Raw genomic sequence first — 16,686 nt, forward strand, 5'->3', positions numbered from 1 at the left:
AACCACATAATCCACCGCTTGTGCGGGCCCCCGTCAATTCCTTTGAGTTTCATTCTTGCGAACGTACTCCCCAGGTGGCTAACTTATCACTTTCGCTTAGTCTCTGAAGCTTGCGCCCCAAAAACGAGTTAGCATCGTTTACGGCGTGGACTACCAGGGTATCTAATCCTGTTCGCTCCCCACGCTTTCGTCCATCAGCGTCAGTTGTTGCTTAGTAACCTGCCTTCGCAATTGGTGTTCTAAGTAATATCTATGCATTTCACCGCTACACTACTTATTCCAGCTACTTCAATAACACTCAAGACCTGCAGTATCAATGGCAGTTTCACAGTTAAGCTGTGAGATTTCACCACTGACTTACAGATCCGCCTACGGACCCTTTAAACCCAATAAATCCGGATAACGCTTGCACCCTCCGTATTACCGCGGCTGCTGGCACGGAGTTAGCCGGTGCTTATTCGTATAGTACCTTCAGCTACTCTCACGAGAGTAGGTTTATCCCTATACAAAAGAAGTTTACAACCCATAGGGCCGTCGTCCTTCACGCGGGATGGCTGGATCAGGCGCTAACCCATTGTCCAATATTCCTCACTGCTGCCTCCCGTAGGAGTCTGGTCCGTGTCTCAGTACCAGTGTGGGGGATCACCCTCTCAGGCCCCCTAAAGATCGCAGACTTGGTGAGCCGTTACCTCACCAACTATCTAATCTTGCGCGTGCCCATCTCTATCCACCGGAGTTTTCAATAAAAAACGATGCCGTTTCTTATATTATGGGGTATTAATCTTCCTTTCGAAAGGCTATCCCCCTGATAAAGGCAGGTTGCACACGTGTTCCGCACCCGTACGCCGCTCTCAAGATCCCGAAAGATCTCTACCGCTCAGCTTGCATGTGTTAGGCCTCCCGCTAGCGTTCATCCTGAGCCAGGATCAAACTCTCCATTGTATGTTTGTCTGACTCACTCAAAGTTTTTTAACGCTTTAGTTTTTCCTTACTTGGTTGTTATATTGTATGTCAATGATCTTTATATCTTTCGCTTTTCAACGAAGCAATCTTTCTGTCAGTGTCGCTCCGTATTTGCGAATGCAAAAGTAAAACTTTATTTTGATTCGACCAAATGTTTTGAAAGAAAATTTTAAAGTTTTTTAAGTAACCTTAACCTCTTTCCTAACCCTCAATCCCTCTACTCCTGCGCTCCCTTAATTGGGACTGCAAAGATACAAACTTTATTTTAACTCGCAACTTTTAAATCCTAAAAATTAAAAGTTTTTTTTTGTCTGTCTCTTTCGTAGAGTATAATGTTTATGCTTATTTAAAAGCTCTTCTGCGCTTACTGAATCCCTTTCGTTTTTCAGTGGGGCAAAGATAGAAACTTCATCCATTACCCGCAAGTTTATTTAACATAAAATTCATATTCAGGTAATGTTTTACCCTTAAAGCACTGGTACTATGAGAGAAAAATTTTAACCATTTGTTTGGGGATTGGAGGGAAAGGGTCCGAGGGTATGAAAGTTGGGAAGAAATGGGGGTGTTTCTATATGATATACCATCTATATAATGATGGGTAATGGGTAATGGGTAATGGGTAATGGGTAATGGGTAATGGGTAATGGAAGGTATACATTATATATAATACATGGGTAAGTTTTCAGAATTATTTTGAAATAGGTTTGGGCTAAAGCCAATGGCTGGGCGTTTATTTTATTTGAGTGGGCTAAAGCCCACTCCTATTGATGGATTTCTGTACGTTGGAAATTATAGATAGAGGTTTATTTTAATAATGCGGTGTTGAGATCCTTACAGGATGACAAAAATGGTGCGAGGGAAAAATAGATAAATAAAGAGACTGACGGATATGAGGGTTATTCTCTAAGATTGTTTTATAGAAAAACGCTGTGTTTTTTTTATTTCCCACAGAGGACACGGATTTTCACAGATGATAGTGCTGGTTGTATTGTGGTCGCTTTTTATTTAATTGAAAGAGCCACTCGATCTTCTTAAAGGAATAGGTAGCTTTTGCGGGAGTTCTTATCGAAATAGAAGATTACACGTCACCAATGACAAAGACTTCAGGCGATATTGATGTATACTTATATATAATAAGAAGACAGGTTTTATAAAAACTCATTCTAGTTATTAATGATATGAATGCTTACCTATGTAATAAAACCTATCATCTATTACTTATTACTTATTACTTATTACTTATTACTTATAATATATGTCCACTACCCTAGCCCCGATAGTAACGGTTACCCCGCAACAGGGTGTGGAGAGGTGGAGGGTTCGAGCCTTGGAGGGTAAAGGCGTGAGGAGTAAGAGTGGATAGCGGGAAATAGCTCCTAAAAAGTTTGAGAGCTTAAATGCAGAAGATTGGAGAAATTTAGAAATGGAATAGAAAAGAGATGTATATTATATATGACAGAATGAAAGATTGAAATTTTTAGCCACGTGTGTGTATTTTCAAAGATAGATAAAAAAATTCCGTAAGAATCCATATTCAGGATTCTTACGGAATGATTGTAAAACTGAAGTTTATATTTTTAGTTCAGAACATACGATGTTCCGTCTCTTCCGTCTTTTAATTCTATACCTTCAGCAAGCAGTTTATCTCTGATCTGGTCTGAAAGTTCGAAGTTCTTGGATTTTCTTGCCTGATTTCTCAGTTCAATTAAAACTTTTAGGGTTTGATCCAATTTTTCATTATTGTTTTCTTCTACAGTCTGTAATCCTAACACGTCAAAGATAAATGCATTCAATGTTGACTTTAACTCTTCGAGATCTGCTGTTGAGATCGTTTCTTTCCCATCATTTAAAGCAAAAATATATTTTACTGCTTCAAATAAGTGAGCGATTAGAACGGGAGAGTTGAAATCATCTGTTAATGCATCATAACATTTGTTCTTCCATTCTGTAAGGCTGAACGCTGATTGTTTTGTATCGTCAGGAGTAATGGAATTCAATACTTTCACAGCTTCCATCAATCTGATAAATCCTTTTTCGCTGGCAATCATTGCGTCATTGGAAATATCCAAAACACTTCTGTAATGTGCCTGCAGGAAGCAGAAACGTACAATTGACGGATGGAAAGGCTTTTCAAAGAAATCATTATCTCCTGTTACCAACTGCATCGGAAGGATATAATTTCCAGTAGATTTACTCATACGCTGCGAATTCATCGTCAACATATTGGCATGCATCCAGTAATGTACCGGTGCTGCTCCGTTGCAAGCTTTTCCCTGAGCAATTTCACATTCATGGTGTGGAAATTTCAAATCCATTCCTCCTCCATGAATATCAAAAGTTTCACCTAAATATTTAGTACTCATTGCTGTACATTCAAGGTGCCACCCCGGAAAACCTTCTCCCCAAGGAGAGTTCCATCTCATGATATGAGCGGGAGATGCTTTTTTCCAAAGGGCAAAATCCTGTGGATTCTTCTTTTCGCCTTGTCCGTCAAGATCACGGGTATTGGCAAAAAGTTCCTCTATATTACGTTTTGAAAGTTCACCATAGTTCAGGCCTCTTTTATTGTATTCCAATACATCGAAGTATACGGAGCCATTGCTTTCGTAAGCAAAGCCTGTATCTATTAACTTTTGAGTAAGCTCGATCTGTTCTACAATATGTCCTGTAGCTGTAGGCTCAATATTTGGAGGAAGCAGGTTGAACATATCCAATACTTTATGAAAATCAACGGTGTACTTTTGTACGATTTCCATAGGTTCCAGCTTTTCTAATCTGGTTTGTTTTACGAATCTGTCGTTATCAACGTTTCCATCATCGGTAAGGTGTCCGGCATCGGTAATGTTTCTTACATACCTTACTTTATATCCTAAATGGGTTAGGGAACGGTAGATAAAATCAAAGGAAAGGAAAGTTCTTACATTTCCCAAGTGTACGTTGCTGTATACTGTAGGTCCGCAGACATACATTCCTACGTTTCCTTCTAAGATGGGTTTGAATATTTCTTTTTCTGCTGTAAGCGAGTTATATATTTTTAATTGCATTTATTTTTTATTAAAAGATTCAATAGTTTTAAGATTCAAAAATTAGTTAAAATAAAGATCTGTCACAACAAATAATTGTTGTGATAAAAATTTTATGTGAAACTTTTTTAAATTTTATCATAATTAAATCGCTTCTAAATGATGCTGCAAGTGTTCTATGTAATCCTTAATGATAAACTCCAGGGTAAAAACCTGAGGTTCTGTTTTGGTGGTATCACAAGTTCTTTGTAATGCTTCATCAGGAATATTTTCTACGATGTGAACGACCTGATAGTTCAAACCTTTCCAAAGGTTGATTAATTCGGCCGTTGGAACATTCTGATAGTTCTGAGCTTTTACCCAGACATTCTGATCGTATACGATATTCTCGTTCTCTTTATATTGAGTGACTACAAATCTACGGATATTTGTAAAAGCACTGTCACAAAGATGGCCAATAATTTCTTTTTTGGACCATTTTTCGGGTGATTTCTTATCAATCCATTCTTCTTCAGAAATTGTCTGGAATCTCTGAAGTTCTGTATCTATAATATTTTTAAGGATTTGGTAGTTCATTAATAATCTAATTTTGCGTGACTTCCTACATAATGTAAGAATTCCTGCCTTGTGATAGGATTTGTTCTGAAAATTCCACTTAATTCTGCCGTGATGGTAGAACTTGCTGTGTCTTTAATTCCTCTACAGTTTACACAAAGATGCTTTGCATCTATAATACAAGCGACATCTTTTGTTCCTAAAGCTTCTTTCAGAGCGTCTACAATCTGCATTGTCAGCCTTTCCTGAACTTGTGGTCTTTTTGCATAGTAATCCACAATTCTGTTAATTTTTGAAAGACCGATTACTTCTCCATTGGAGATATAAGCAACGTGTGCTCTTCCTATAATAGGTAAGAAGTGGTGTTCACAAAAAGAATATACTGTGATATCTTTTTCCACCAACATCTGACGGTATTTATATTTATTGGAAAATGTAGAGATTCCAGGCTTGTTTTCCGGAAGAAGTCCACCGAAAATTTCGTTCACATACATTTTAGCAACACGCTTTGGAGAATCTTTCAGGGAGTCATCAGTCATATCAAGACCTAAAGTTTCCATAATCTCTCCAAAAAGCTCAGTAATTTTCTCTATTTTTTCCTGTGGCGATTTATCAAAAGCATCTTCCCTTATAGGCGTATGTTCTTTTCCTGTGAAAATATCATCGTCGTTATCAGTAAAATCAACCATTTTTATTTAATTTGCAGCAAAAATACGGATAATATTGTTTCATCTATTTTAAATGGGATGAAAATCATTATCTTTTATAACCTACTCTGATTAAAACTATATGATTATTGTCGAAGAAGTACAAAACAAAAACCACAAAAGGGAATTTCTGGAATTTCCCGCACAACTTTATCAACACGACAAAAATTATATACGCCCTTTAGATCAACATATTGAGGAGATCTTTGATCCTGGAAAGAACAAGTTTTTCAAAAATGGAGAATGCAAAAGATTTTTATTTAAAAAGGATAATAAGACGGTTGGAAAGGTAGCTGTTTTTATCAACAGCTGTTATGAGCAGAAGCAACCTACCGGAGGAATTGGTTTTTTTGATTGTATTAACGATCAGGAAACGGCTAATTTCATTTTTGAACATTGTAAAAACTGGCTTCAGGGAAAAGGTATGGAAGCTATGGATGGACCGATTAATTTCGGAGAGCGTGATAAATTCTGGGGACTTTTGATTGAAGGTTTTATAGAGCCTTTGTATGGGATGAATTATAATTTTCCTTATTACAAAGAGCTTTTTGAAAATTATGGATTTCAGATTTACTTTGAACAGCTTTGTTTCACCAGGCCTGTATTTGCAGAAGTTTCACGTGTTTTTACGATTGCCCATGAGAAAAACAGGAGAAATCCTGCTATTTCTGCTCAGCCTATGAAAAAGAATAACCTGCCAAAGTTTGCAAAGGACTTTACAGAGGTTTATAATAAGGCATGGGCAGCTCACGGAGAAGGAAAGCAATTGGAAGAAGGTAAGGTTTTGAAAATGTTCAATACGATGAAACCTATTATGAATGAACATATCTCATGGTTTGTGTATGAAAATGACAAGCCTATTGCGATGTGGATCAATCTTCCGGACCTCAACCAGTGGTTTAAATACCTCAACGGAAAGTTTGGCGTTTTTGAGAAGCTTAAGTTTTTGTTTTTAAAGCGATTTAAGAAGAATGAAAAAATGGTTGGTCTGGTGTTCGGCGTGGTTCCTGAATGGCAAAGGAAAGGAATTGATGGGTATATGATCTGGGAAGGTACCCAACATTTGAGAAAGCATACGGATTTTACGATTACTGAGCTTCAGTGGATTGGTGATTTTAACCCAAAGATGATTAAGATTGCAGAAACTCTTGATACCACGGTGACTAGGAAGCTAGCTACTTATCGTTATTTATTTGATCGGAATAAGGAGTTTGAAAGGCATGCTGTTCTTTAAGGTAAGCAAGATATCGAAGTGTGATGATTGACTAAAGGTTTAGTTTAATTTTCTTGTAAGCTGCAAAGTATTTGACGCAAAGTTTTAGTTTGCTACTGTTATATTTTAAAGGGAGCGAAGGTGGAATCAACTTCATTGATTCTTTCTAAGCGAGTGTATAGCCTGCGGCTTTTGCAATTTTTTCTTATACTGATTCTGATTAAAATAAAAAGCCCTGTCTTTTAAGACAAGGCTACTTTCATTTTTGGTACTTTTATTAGAATAGCTCACCGGCTACTTTTTTAATGTTATCACTTTTCCCCATTGAGTAAAAGTGTAAAACAGGAACTCCGAAATCCAGAAGTTCTTTGCACTGGGCAATGGACCATTCTATGCCGATCTGCTTAACCGCTTCATTATTTTTTGCATTCTCCACTTCATTGATAAGCTCTTCCGGAAGATCTATTTTGAATACCTGAGGCAAGATTTTCAGGTGTTTCTTCGTAGCGATCGGCTTGATTCCCGGAATGATTGGAACTGTGATTCCTATTTCTCTTGCTTTCTGAACGAATTCAATATACTTTTTATTGTCAAAGAACATTTGAGTAACGATATAATCTGCTCCGGCATCTACTTTTTGTTTCAGCCATTTCAGGTCATAATTCATGGAAGGCGCTTCCATGTGTTTTTCGGGATAACCCGCTACCCCAATGCAGAATTTATTAAGTTCATCACAAACCTGTTCTTCGTTGTGAAGGTATTTTCCTCTTCCAAGATCATTAATTTGATTCACAAGATCCATTGCACTGGCATGCCCTCCCTGAGTAGGTTCAAAATACTGATGCCCTTTCATAGCATCTCCTCTCAATGCCATTACATTATCGATACCCAAATACATACAGTCTACTAAAAGATATTCGGTTTCTTCTTTGGTAAAGCCTCCACATAATAGGTGTGGAACAGTATCTACATTATATTTATGCTGAATAGCTGCACAAATCCCCAATGTTCCCGGGCGCATCCTTGTGATACGACGCTCCATCAATCCATTTCCTTTATCCAAATAAATATATTCTTCTCGTGAAGTGGTAACATCAATGAATGGTGGTTTGAATTCCATCAAAGGATCTATATTCGTATACAGGTCTTCAATACCAATCCCCTTTTGTGGCGGAACGACTTCTAAGGAGAATAAAGTTTTTCCATTTGCGTTTTTAATGTGCTCTGTTATCTTCATATCAATTTTAATCTGCTAAATTTGGTGACAACCATTTTTGCGCTTCCTGAATGCTACAACTTCTTCTGTCTGCATAATCCTTAAGCTGGTCTTCTGTAATTTTTCCTAATCCGAAATACTTGGCATGCGGGCTTCCGAAATAATATCCTGAAACGGCTGCTGTTGGGAACATCGCTAAGCTTTCTGTAAGGTATACTCCTATATTTTCTTTTACTTTTAAAAGATCCCAAATAGTACTTTTTTCCAAGTGGTCTGGGCAAGCCGGATATCCCGGTGCCGGACGAATTCCTTTATATTTTTCTGCGATCAGTTCTTCATTGCTTAATTCTTCCTGAGCGGCATACCCCCAGTATTCTGTTCTTACTTTTTTATGTAAAAATTCAGCGTAAGCTTCTGCAAAACGATCCGCCAGGGCTTTTACCATGATAGCATTGTAATCATCGTTGGCTTTTTCATATTCTTCTGCCAATTCATCAGTTCCAAAACCTGTGGTTACACAAAATGCTCCCATGTAATCTGTCTTTCCTGAGCTTTGTGGAGCAATGAAGTCACTTAATGCCAGATAATCTTTTCCTTTTGATCTTTGAGCCTGTTGTCTCAGGGTTAAAAATTTAGCCTGTTCATTATTATTTTCATCAAAAATCAGAATATCATCAGATTCGTTGGAATTGGCTTTAAAGATTCCAAAGATGGCTTTTGCTGTTAATAGTTTTTCATCCAGAATTCTATTGAGAATAACCTGTGCATCTTTAAACAGTTCTTTCGCCTGTACTCCTACTACCTCATCTTCTAAGATATTCGGGTATTTCCCGTGAAGATCCCAGCTTCTGAAGAATGGAGACCAGTCAATGAAAGGTAATAATTCTCTCAGGTCCTGGTTTTCAATTACAGTGATGCCTAAATTATTCGGAGTGAAGATTTCTTCGTTTTCCCAGTCTATTTTAAACTTGCTTTCTCTTGCTTCTTCAATGGAAACATAATCTTTATCAACTTGTCTGTTCAGGAATTTTTCTCTGAAATCTGAGTAGTCATTCTTCAGATCAGAAACATATTCCTTATTTCTGTCTCCCAACAATGAGCTTACCACATTTACGGCTCTTGAAGCATCATTAACGTGAACTACTGCATTTTTATATTTTAAATCGATTTTTACCGCGGTGTGTGCCTTTGAAGTCGTTGCACCACCAATTAATAATGGAAAATCTAAATTTTGTCTTTCTAATTCTGAAGCGATGTACACCATTTCATCCAAACTCGGTGTAATTAGTCCGCTTAATCCGATTACGTCTACTTTTTCTGCGATGGCAGTTTGGATAATCTTTTCAGCCGGAACCATTACGCCAAGGTCAACAATTTCATAGTTGTTACACCCTAAAACTACGCTTACAATATTCTTTCCAATATCGTGAACGTCTCCTTTTACAGTTGCCATCAGAATTTTTCCATTCGCTGGTCTTGATCCGTCTTTTTCGGCTTCAATGAAAGGTTGTAAATAAGCAACGGCTTTTTTCATTACTCTGGCAGATTTCACTACCTGTGGCAGGAACATTTTTCCGCTTCCGAATAAATCTCCTACTACTCCCATTCCCGTCATTAGGTTAATTTCTATGACATGGAGCGGTTTTTCTGCCAATTGTCTGGCTTCTTCTACATCTTCTTCAATAAAACGGTCTATTCCTTTTACGAGAGCATAGGTAATTCTTTCCTGTAATGGGTTATTTCTCCATTCCAGATCTTCAGTCTTTTCTTTTTTGACTGATTTATGTTTTTCGGAATAATCAAGAAGTCTTTCTGTAGCGTCTTCTCTTCTATCCAGGATTACGTCTTCTACAAGTTCCAGCAATTCCTTATTAATCTCATCGTAAACTTCCAACATGGCAGGATTTACAATACCGATATTCATTCCAGCTTGAATGGCATGGTAAAGGAATACGGAGTGCATGGCTTCTCTTACGGTATCATTTCCACGGAATGAAAAGGATACATTGCTCACTCCCCCACTCACAGATGCATAAGGAAGATTTTGTCTTACCCAGCGTGTAGCTTCGATAAAATCAATAGCATTTTTTCTATGCTCATCCATTCCCGTTGCTACCGGGAAGATATTTAAGTCGAAAATGATATCTTCAGCCGGGAATCCGATTTGGTTGACCAGGATATCATAAGATCGTTTTGAAATTTCTATTCTTCGTTCAAGATTGTCAGCCTGGCCTACCTCATCAAATGCCATTACAATTACTGCGGCTCCGTATCTTTTAATTGCTTTGGCGTGTTTGATAAATTCTTCTTCGCCTTCTTTTAAGCTGATAGAGTTTACTACACATTTCCCCTGAGCCACCTGAAGTCCTGCTTCAAGAATTTCCCATTTGGAAGAGTCTACCATGATGGGGATTCTTGCGATATCCGGTTCTGAGGCTATTAAGTTCAGAAATTTAATCATCGATGCTTTCCCATCGATCAAACCATCATCAAAGTTGACATCCAGAATCTGGGCGCCTCCTTCTACCTGATGGCGGGCAATGTCTAATGCTTCAGAGAATTTTTCCTCTTTGATGAGTCTTAAAAATTTTTTGGAACCGGCAACATTGGTCCTTTCACCCACATTGATGAAATTACTTTCCGGCGTTATGATAAGAGGCTCTAGGCCTGATAATCTTAAATATTTCATTTTATTCTTCTAAAATATAGTAGGCATTATTTGCATTCTGCCTTAATAAATCCCTATGCTTGCCTAAAGCAGTGAGCAACGGAAATCTTTTGTATGCCAAGCCATGTTCTTTAGCAAATTCTTCTATCTCTTCTGTGATCTCATTATAATACATATAGCTGTAATTGGGAAAAAGGTGGTGAGCCACATGAAAATTAAAATTTCCCAATACATTTCTTACCCACCAGTTATTTTCTTTTAAATCATTGGTCACTTCAAACTGATGATGAAGCCAGCTAAATGGAAGCCCATTGTCCTTATTCAATCTTGGAAAGGCATTATCAGGAAGAGGATGCAAAGGCAATAGAACAAACAGTGCAAAAATACTTGCCGCAATTACCTGTAAAAACCAAGCTCCTAAAGCCAAACCAATTGATACTTTAAAGAACACAACAGGAATCACAATCTGATAAAAAAAGTAAAACAGCTTATAACTCACCATTTTCACTTTTTCCACCACAGGTATTCTTCCCTGCGTTTTCAAAATCACTCTTTCCTTATCAAAAAAGTCTCTGAAGTCTCTTATGAACATCCAATTGAACAAATACAACGGATATACTAAAAAGAAAAACCTATGCTGATACTTCTGAACTCCTTTGGCCTTAATCCAAGGCACTATTAAAAGCAAACCACTCTGCTCAATATCGGTATCCCAACCATCCACATTCGGATAAGCATGGTGACTTGCGATGTGTCTCTTCTTCCAGATATAGGAATTAGCTCCTATGAAATCAAAAATGTGCAACACTACTCCATTCAGCTTTTTACTTTTAAAAATATTGTTATGAGCTGCTTCATGGATCAGATTTAAATAAATTAAAACCAGAGAAATTCCCATTAAAATAAAACTCAGGATATAGACCCAATGTTTTTCTGCATTCAAAAGAGCAATAAAATATAAACCAACATAGATCAGTGGTAGAAGTATCGCTTTGATCTGAATATAGATATCTCTGTTTTCAGGAATAGCTTCTATCCGTTGGTTTACTTTCTTTCTCAATTCATTAAACAACTTGGCATCATCTGAATCTTTTAAGTAACTCGGCTTTTCCATTATATTAATTTTTGTGGTTTACTTAAAGTTAATATTTATATTCCAGCCTACATTCTTGATTTTAATTAAAAAAATCTATCTAATTACACAAATTCCTTCAATTTCCTTGGTTCATATTTTTCTACAAGCTCTGCAATCGCCTTGATATGTTCCGGAGTGGTACCACAGCAACCTCCAATAATATTAATCAATCCTTTTTCTGCATATTCTTTGATCTGTCTCGCCATATCTTCTGGTGTTTCATCATATTTTCCAAAGGCATTCGGTAATCCGGCATTGGGGTAAGCTGAAACATGGAATTCTGAATTATGAGCCAATGTTTCCAGATAAGGAGTCAGCTGATCTGCTCCTAGAGCACAGTTAAAGCCTACACTTAATAGATTCAAATGAGAAACTGAAATTAAAAAGGCTTCAGCGGTCTGTCCGCTCAAAGTTCTTCCTGAAGCATCGGTAATGGTTCCGGAAACCATAATTGGAATTTTTATTGCTCTTTCTTCCTGAATTTCATCGATAGCAAATAGGGCAGCCTTAGCATTTAAGGTATCAAATATGGTTTCTACCAATAGAATATCTGAACCACCGTCTAATAAAGCTTCGCATTGCTGTTTGTAAGCGACTCTCAGTTCTTCAAAAGTAATGGCTCTGTATCCCGGATCATTCACATCAGGGCTTAGGCTTGCCGTTCTGTTGGTTGGACCTATTGACCCTGCTACAAATCTCGGTTTATCCGGAGTTTTGGCTGTGTATTCATCACAGGCTTTTCTGGCAATTTTTGCAGACTCATAATTCAGGTCATACACCAGCTCTTCCATGTGGTAATCAGCCATTGCAATGGTAGTTCCGGAGAATGTATTGGTTTCAATGATATCAGCTCCTGCTTCCAGATATTTCTTGTGTACTTCTTCAATCGCCTGTGGCTGTGTAAGGGAAAGCAGATCATTATTTCCTTTTACCGGATATTCCCAGTCTTTGAATCGTTCACCGCGATAGTCTTCTTCTTCAAACTTGTAGCGCTGAAGCATGGTTCCCATAGCTCCGTCCAGGACGAGTATTCGTTCTTTGAGGGCTTTGTTTAATGATTCTATATTTGTCATGTCTTTTATAGTTGTTGAGTGAGACTGATATGGTTTGGGGTCGATAGGACTTCGTTCTATCTTTGGGTTAAATCGCCCCGTTGGAGCTCTTTATGATTAGTCTAAGGCTTGTTTTAAGTCTGCGATGATATCGTCTACGTTTTCTAAACCTACTGAACAACGAACTAATCCTGCTGTAATTCCTACTTCGTTTCTTTCTTCATCTGACAATTTAGAGTGGGTTGTAGATGCCGGATGGGTTACGATCGTTCTTGTATCCCCTAAGTTCGCAGAAAGTGAACACATCTGGATCTTATCCAGGAAGTTTCTTCCGCCTTCTATTCCACCTTTTATTTCGAAAGCAACGATATTTCCTCCCAACTTCATCTGCTTTTTAGCTACTTCATAGTTTGGATGGGATTTCAGGAATGGATATTTTACCAGTTCTACATTAGGATGACTTTCTAAAAACTCAGCGACCTTTAATGCGTTTTCACAATGCTTTTCAACTCTGATCGCTAATGTTTCAAGGCTTTTTGATAATACCCATGCATTAAAAGGAGACAACGCAGGTCCTGTATTTCTTGCGAAAAGATAAATTTCTCTGATCAGGTCTTCTTTTCCTACTGCAATTCCTCCCAATACTCTTCCCTGTCCGTCGATCAACTTCGTTGCCGAATGTACAACAACATCCGCACCATATTTAATAGGCTGTTGAAGATAAGGAGTTGCAAAACAGTTATCTACAATAAAAATCAGATTATGTTTTTTTGCGATTTGTCCGAAAAACTCCAGATCCAGGATTTCAATTGCAGGATTGGTAGGGGTTTCAAGATATAATATCTTTGTATTTGGTTTTATATATTTTTCTACATTCTCTGCATCTTCTGCTTTGAAATAAGTGGTTTCAATATTCCATTTCGGAAAATACTTTGTGAATAAAGTGTGAGTAGATCCGAAAACGGACTGACAACTTACAATGTGATCTCCTGCACTTAATAAAGCTGCAAATGTAGAATAGATTGCTGCCATTCCGGTTGCAAAGGCATATCCTGCTTCTGCTCCTTCCATTTTTGCAATCTTCTCTGTAAATTCAGATACATTCGGATTGGAGAAACGGCTGTACAGATTCTTAGGCTTTTCTTCAGCAAAGCTTGCTCTCATATCTTCAGCATCCTGAAAAATAAAGCTGGAAGTAAGATATAATGGTGTGGAATGCTCGTCAAACTGAGATCTCTCCGTCTGGGTTCTTATTGCTGATGTTTCGAAATTTTCCATATAGTTTTAATTGATTTACCAATGTATCAATCTAACAGTGTAACAATGAGATTCTTCGCTTTGCTCGGAATGACAATGATAGCCATTGGTAAACTGCTACATTGTTAGATTGCTACATTAATTTATTTTGTTTCACTTAGTCTTAAAATATCACCGAATACTCCTCTGGCAGTTACCTGTGCTCCGGCTCCGGCTCCCATAATCACAATGGGATTTTCACCATAACTTTCTGTATAGATTTCAAAGATGGAATCTGATCCTTTCAACTGCCCTAATGCTGATGTTGCAGGGACAGAAATCAGTTTCACATCCAGCTCACCTTTGTCTTTCTGTAAATCGCCATGTAAATCTCCCACATATCTCAACACATGACCTGGTTCCTGATTTTCTTTAATCTTCTGATATTCTTCATCAAGCTCATCTAATCTTGTAAGAAATTCTGATTTTGAAACTTCAAGTAAGCTTTCCGGAACCAGATTTTGAATGTTGATATCTTCAAATTCATTGATTAAGTCTAGTTCTCTAGCCAAAATCAATAGCTTTCTTGCCACGTCATTTCCTGACAGGTCTTCTCTTGGATCTGGTTCTGTATATCCTTTTTCTAAAGCTTCGTTGATAATTGTTGAAAACTTATCTTCTCTCAAAGAGAAATTGTTGAAAACATAACTCAATGTTCCCGAAAAAACTCCTTTAATTCTTGTGATATTCTCTCCTGAAAGGTGTAATAATTTGATTGTATCAATTAACGGAAGACCTGCACCTACATTGGTTTCGTACAGATAACGTCTATTGTTTTTACTCAACGTATATCTTAGTTTTCTGTATTCTTCAATCGGAAGGGTGTTGAAAATTTTATTGGAAGACACCAGATCAAATCCGTTTTCTGCTAATGCATGATAGTTTTTCACAAAGTCTTTACTTGCTGTGTTGTCTACAACAATCAGGTTCTCCAATTGATTTTCATTGGAAAAATTGATTAATTCCTGAACGTCCGAAGAATGCTCTGCCGTTAAAACCTCATCAGACCAATTATTGTCAAACCCTTTTTTATTGAATGCAATTTTCTTTGAATTGGCTACTGCAACAACTTTCAGATCTACTTTTTTACGTCTTTTGATCTCTTCTGAAGACTCAAGAACCTGCTCAATTAATGTTTTCCCTACATTTCCATGGCCAATAATTGCCAGATGAACGGTCTTCGGCTTTTTGAAAATCTCAGATTCTATAATATTCCTGGTTTTTTCGTCCTGTGAAGAAGTCACCACGATATTTACTCTGTTTTCACCGGCAACCTGATTTAACAGCAATGGGAAAACATTGTTTCTTGCGAGTTCTGCAAAAATTTTGTTAGAATCTTCTGCTACAAAACCTATAACAGAAACATTGTTGATACTGTATATTTGAGATACTTTTCCTGATTTTCTTTCTGTTTCAAATTCATCAATAAGACAAGCCACTGCTTTTTCAGCATCATTTTCGTGAACTAAAATAGAAATTCCGTTTTCTATAGCTTGCTGAGAGATTACTCCCACACTGATGCGCGCTAAAGTAAGCGCTTTAAAAATTCGTCCGTCAATTCCGATTTCCCCTAAGAAATCTTCCCCTTCAAATTTGACAATTGATCTGTTCTTCAAAAATTTTATTTCTTTAGCATTTTTCATTACTTATAAAATGTTTTTTATGATATTATTTAATTGTTGATATTCCATTAGGAAGGCGTCATGCCCATGTATAGATTGGATCTCGTGATAAGAGATATTCTCCTTTTTCTTTTTCAGTTTTTCAAAACACATTCGGATTTCAGAAGCCGGGAAGAATAAATCTGTATCTACGGAGATCATGTGCATTCGTGCTTGTATATTCTCCAGAGCAGTTTCATCAGCATTGATATTCATCAGTAAATGATTCATCAGCTTGTATGCTTGTAAACTAAACCTTTCGTTTAGTGCGTTACCATGATAAACCAGCCAGTCTTCTGATTCTAAGCGTTGCCTTTCCTGATTGTATTTGTTTTGAAATCTGTCGTTAAGTGATTCCGGAGTTCTATAGCACAACATCGCATGGATTCTTGCTTTTTGTAATGGTTCTTCTTTATCATTCAATAAAAATTTCTGAACCAGACATTGTGCATGAAGCCAATCATGAGTTCTGTAATCACAGGCAATGGGAATAAAAATTTCTGCAAGCTTTGGTTGTTTTGCTAACATTTCCCATGCAATTCCTCCTCCCAGGGAGCCTCCAATAATGGTATATAAATTTTTGATATGTAGAGCTTCTAATCCTTTCAGAAAAATATTGGCTATGTCTGAAGGCTTGAAGTCTTCATAGTTTTCAATTAAAAAATGATCGTATCCGTTACCGGGGATATTGAAACACAGAACAGTGTACTTATTAGTATCAACGATCTGATTTTCGCCTACCAATTGTTTCCACCAACCTTTTTCTCCGGATACATTTGAATTTCCGGTAAGGGCATGGTTAATTAAAATAATTGGGGCTGTAAACAGATCTTTCCCGAAAAGCTCATAGCTCAACGAGATATTGTATTCCTTTTGGGAATGGGTTTGATACGAAAGATTAATATAGTTTAGTTCTGTTTTCAATTCTATTATATATTTTAATACAATTGAAAATGCCACAGGAAATGGCTGAAAAGAACTTCAGTAAGTTATCTGTCCAAAATAATTTTGGTAGAACGTAGCACCTTCTTTGCTTGCGCAAAGGGTTGCTAAGGTTTCATAGGGTCTAATCCCTCAACCTTTCTTGATAACATTTTCAATATTTGAATGAACGAATGGTGCAAAGGTAGTTCTTTTCTTTTAAAATCAAAAAAAAAATAATTTAATATTTTAAAAAGCCCTTAAATAGAAGTCTCT

Annotated in this window: 11 protein-coding genes, 1 rRNA gene and 1 riboswitch (1 of these 13 running past the window's edge); of the genes, 1 reads left to right on the plus strand and 11 read right to left on the minus strand. The window is 37.2% G+C overall.

The features are described 5' to 3' along the window. The 4 genes from NBX25_RS10795 to folE form a co-directional block, all read right to left on the minus strand. Positions 1–942, minus strand: a 16S ribosomal RNA gene (locus NBX25_RS10795) (it extends 575 nt beyond the left edge of the window). 1,598 nt (positions 943–2,540) lie between these two features. Beyond that, the gene (cysS, locus tag NBX25_RS10800) at positions 2,541–4,007 is read right to left on the minus strand and encodes a cysteine--tRNA ligase (protein WP_123909113.1); all 1,467 of its coding nucleotides are present in this window, start codon (positions 4,005–4,007) and stop codon (positions 2,541–2,543) included. Positions 4,008–4,130: 123 nt separating this feature from the next. After that, entirely contained in the window at positions 4,131–4,562 is a 432-nt protein-coding gene (locus tag NBX25_RS10805) for a DinB family protein (RefSeq protein ID WP_123909114.1), read from the minus strand. Then, positions 4,562–5,230: a GTP cyclohydrolase I FolE gene (folE, locus tag NBX25_RS10810; protein ID WP_123909115.1), complete on the minus strand. Its 669-nt coding sequence runs from the start codon at positions 5,228–5,230 to the stop codon at positions 4,562–4,564. The genes NBX25_RS10805 and folE overlap by 1 nt, the downstream gene beginning before the upstream one ends. A 100-nt stretch (positions 5,231–5,330) precedes the next feature. Here folE and NBX25_RS10815 point away from each other — a divergent pair, with 100 nt between their 5' ends. Next, positions 5,331–6,482 carry a hypothetical protein gene (locus NBX25_RS10815; RefSeq protein ID WP_250253636.1) on the plus strand — a complete coding sequence of 384 codons (1,152 nt, stop codon included), beginning with the start codon at positions 5,331–5,333 and terminating at the stop codon, positions 6,480–6,482. Positions 6,483–6,738: 256 nt separating this feature from the next. Here the strand turns inward: NBX25_RS10815 and metF are convergent, their stop codons facing one another. The 7 genes from metF to NBX25_RS10850 form a co-directional block, all read right to left on the minus strand. Next, on the minus strand, positions 6,739–7,698 hold the full coding sequence (metF, locus tag NBX25_RS10820) for a methylenetetrahydrofolate reductase [NAD(P)H] (protein ID WP_250253637.1): 960 nt from the start codon (positions 7,696–7,698) through the stop codon (positions 6,739–6,741). 7 nt (positions 7,699–7,705) lie between these two features. After that, positions 7,706–10,366, minus strand: coding sequence for a methionine synthase (gene metH / locus NBX25_RS10825; RefSeq protein WP_250253638.1), 2,661 nt, complete (start codon positions 10,364–10,366; stop codon positions 7,706–7,708). Position 10,367: 1 nt separating this feature from the next. Then, on the minus strand, positions 10,368–11,459 hold the full coding sequence (locus NBX25_RS10830) for a fatty acid desaturase family protein (RefSeq protein ID WP_250253639.1): 1,092 nt from the start codon (positions 11,457–11,459) through the stop codon (positions 10,368–10,370). A gap of 83 nt (positions 11,460–11,542) precedes the next feature. Next, complete coding sequence (locus tag NBX25_RS10835; protein ID WP_250253640.1) at positions 11,543–12,553, minus strand: homocysteine S-methyltransferase family protein; 1,011 nt, start codon at positions 12,551–12,553, stop codon at positions 11,543–11,545. A 96-nt stretch (positions 12,554–12,649) separates the two neighbouring features. Continuing rightward, on the minus strand, positions 12,650–13,810 hold the full coding sequence (locus tag NBX25_RS10840; RefSeq protein WP_250253641.1) for an O-succinylhomoserine sulfhydrylase: 1,161 nt from the start codon (positions 13,808–13,810) through the stop codon (positions 12,650–12,652). Between the two features lie 122 nt (positions 13,811–13,932). Next, positions 13,933–15,471 (minus strand): ACT domain-containing protein, encoded by a 1,539-nt coding sequence (locus NBX25_RS10845; RefSeq protein ID WP_250253642.1) that lies wholly within the window; start codon positions 15,469–15,471, stop codon positions 13,933–13,935. Positions 15,472–15,474: 3 nt separating this feature from the next. Further along, positions 15,475–16,413: an alpha/beta fold hydrolase gene (locus NBX25_RS10850; protein ID WP_250253643.1), complete on the minus strand. Its 939-nt coding sequence runs from the start codon at positions 16,411–16,413 to the stop codon at positions 15,475–15,477. 62 nt (positions 16,414–16,475) lie between these two features. Then, positions 16,476–16,583: riboswitch (SAM riboswitch) on the minus strand. Between the last annotated feature and the right edge of the window lie 103 nt (positions 16,584–16,686).

It is taken from the genome of Chryseobacterium sp. Marseille-Q3244 (genome assembly GCF_940807095.1).
Lineage (GTDB): Bacteria > Bacteroidota > Bacteroidia > Flavobacteriales > Weeksellaceae > Chryseobacterium.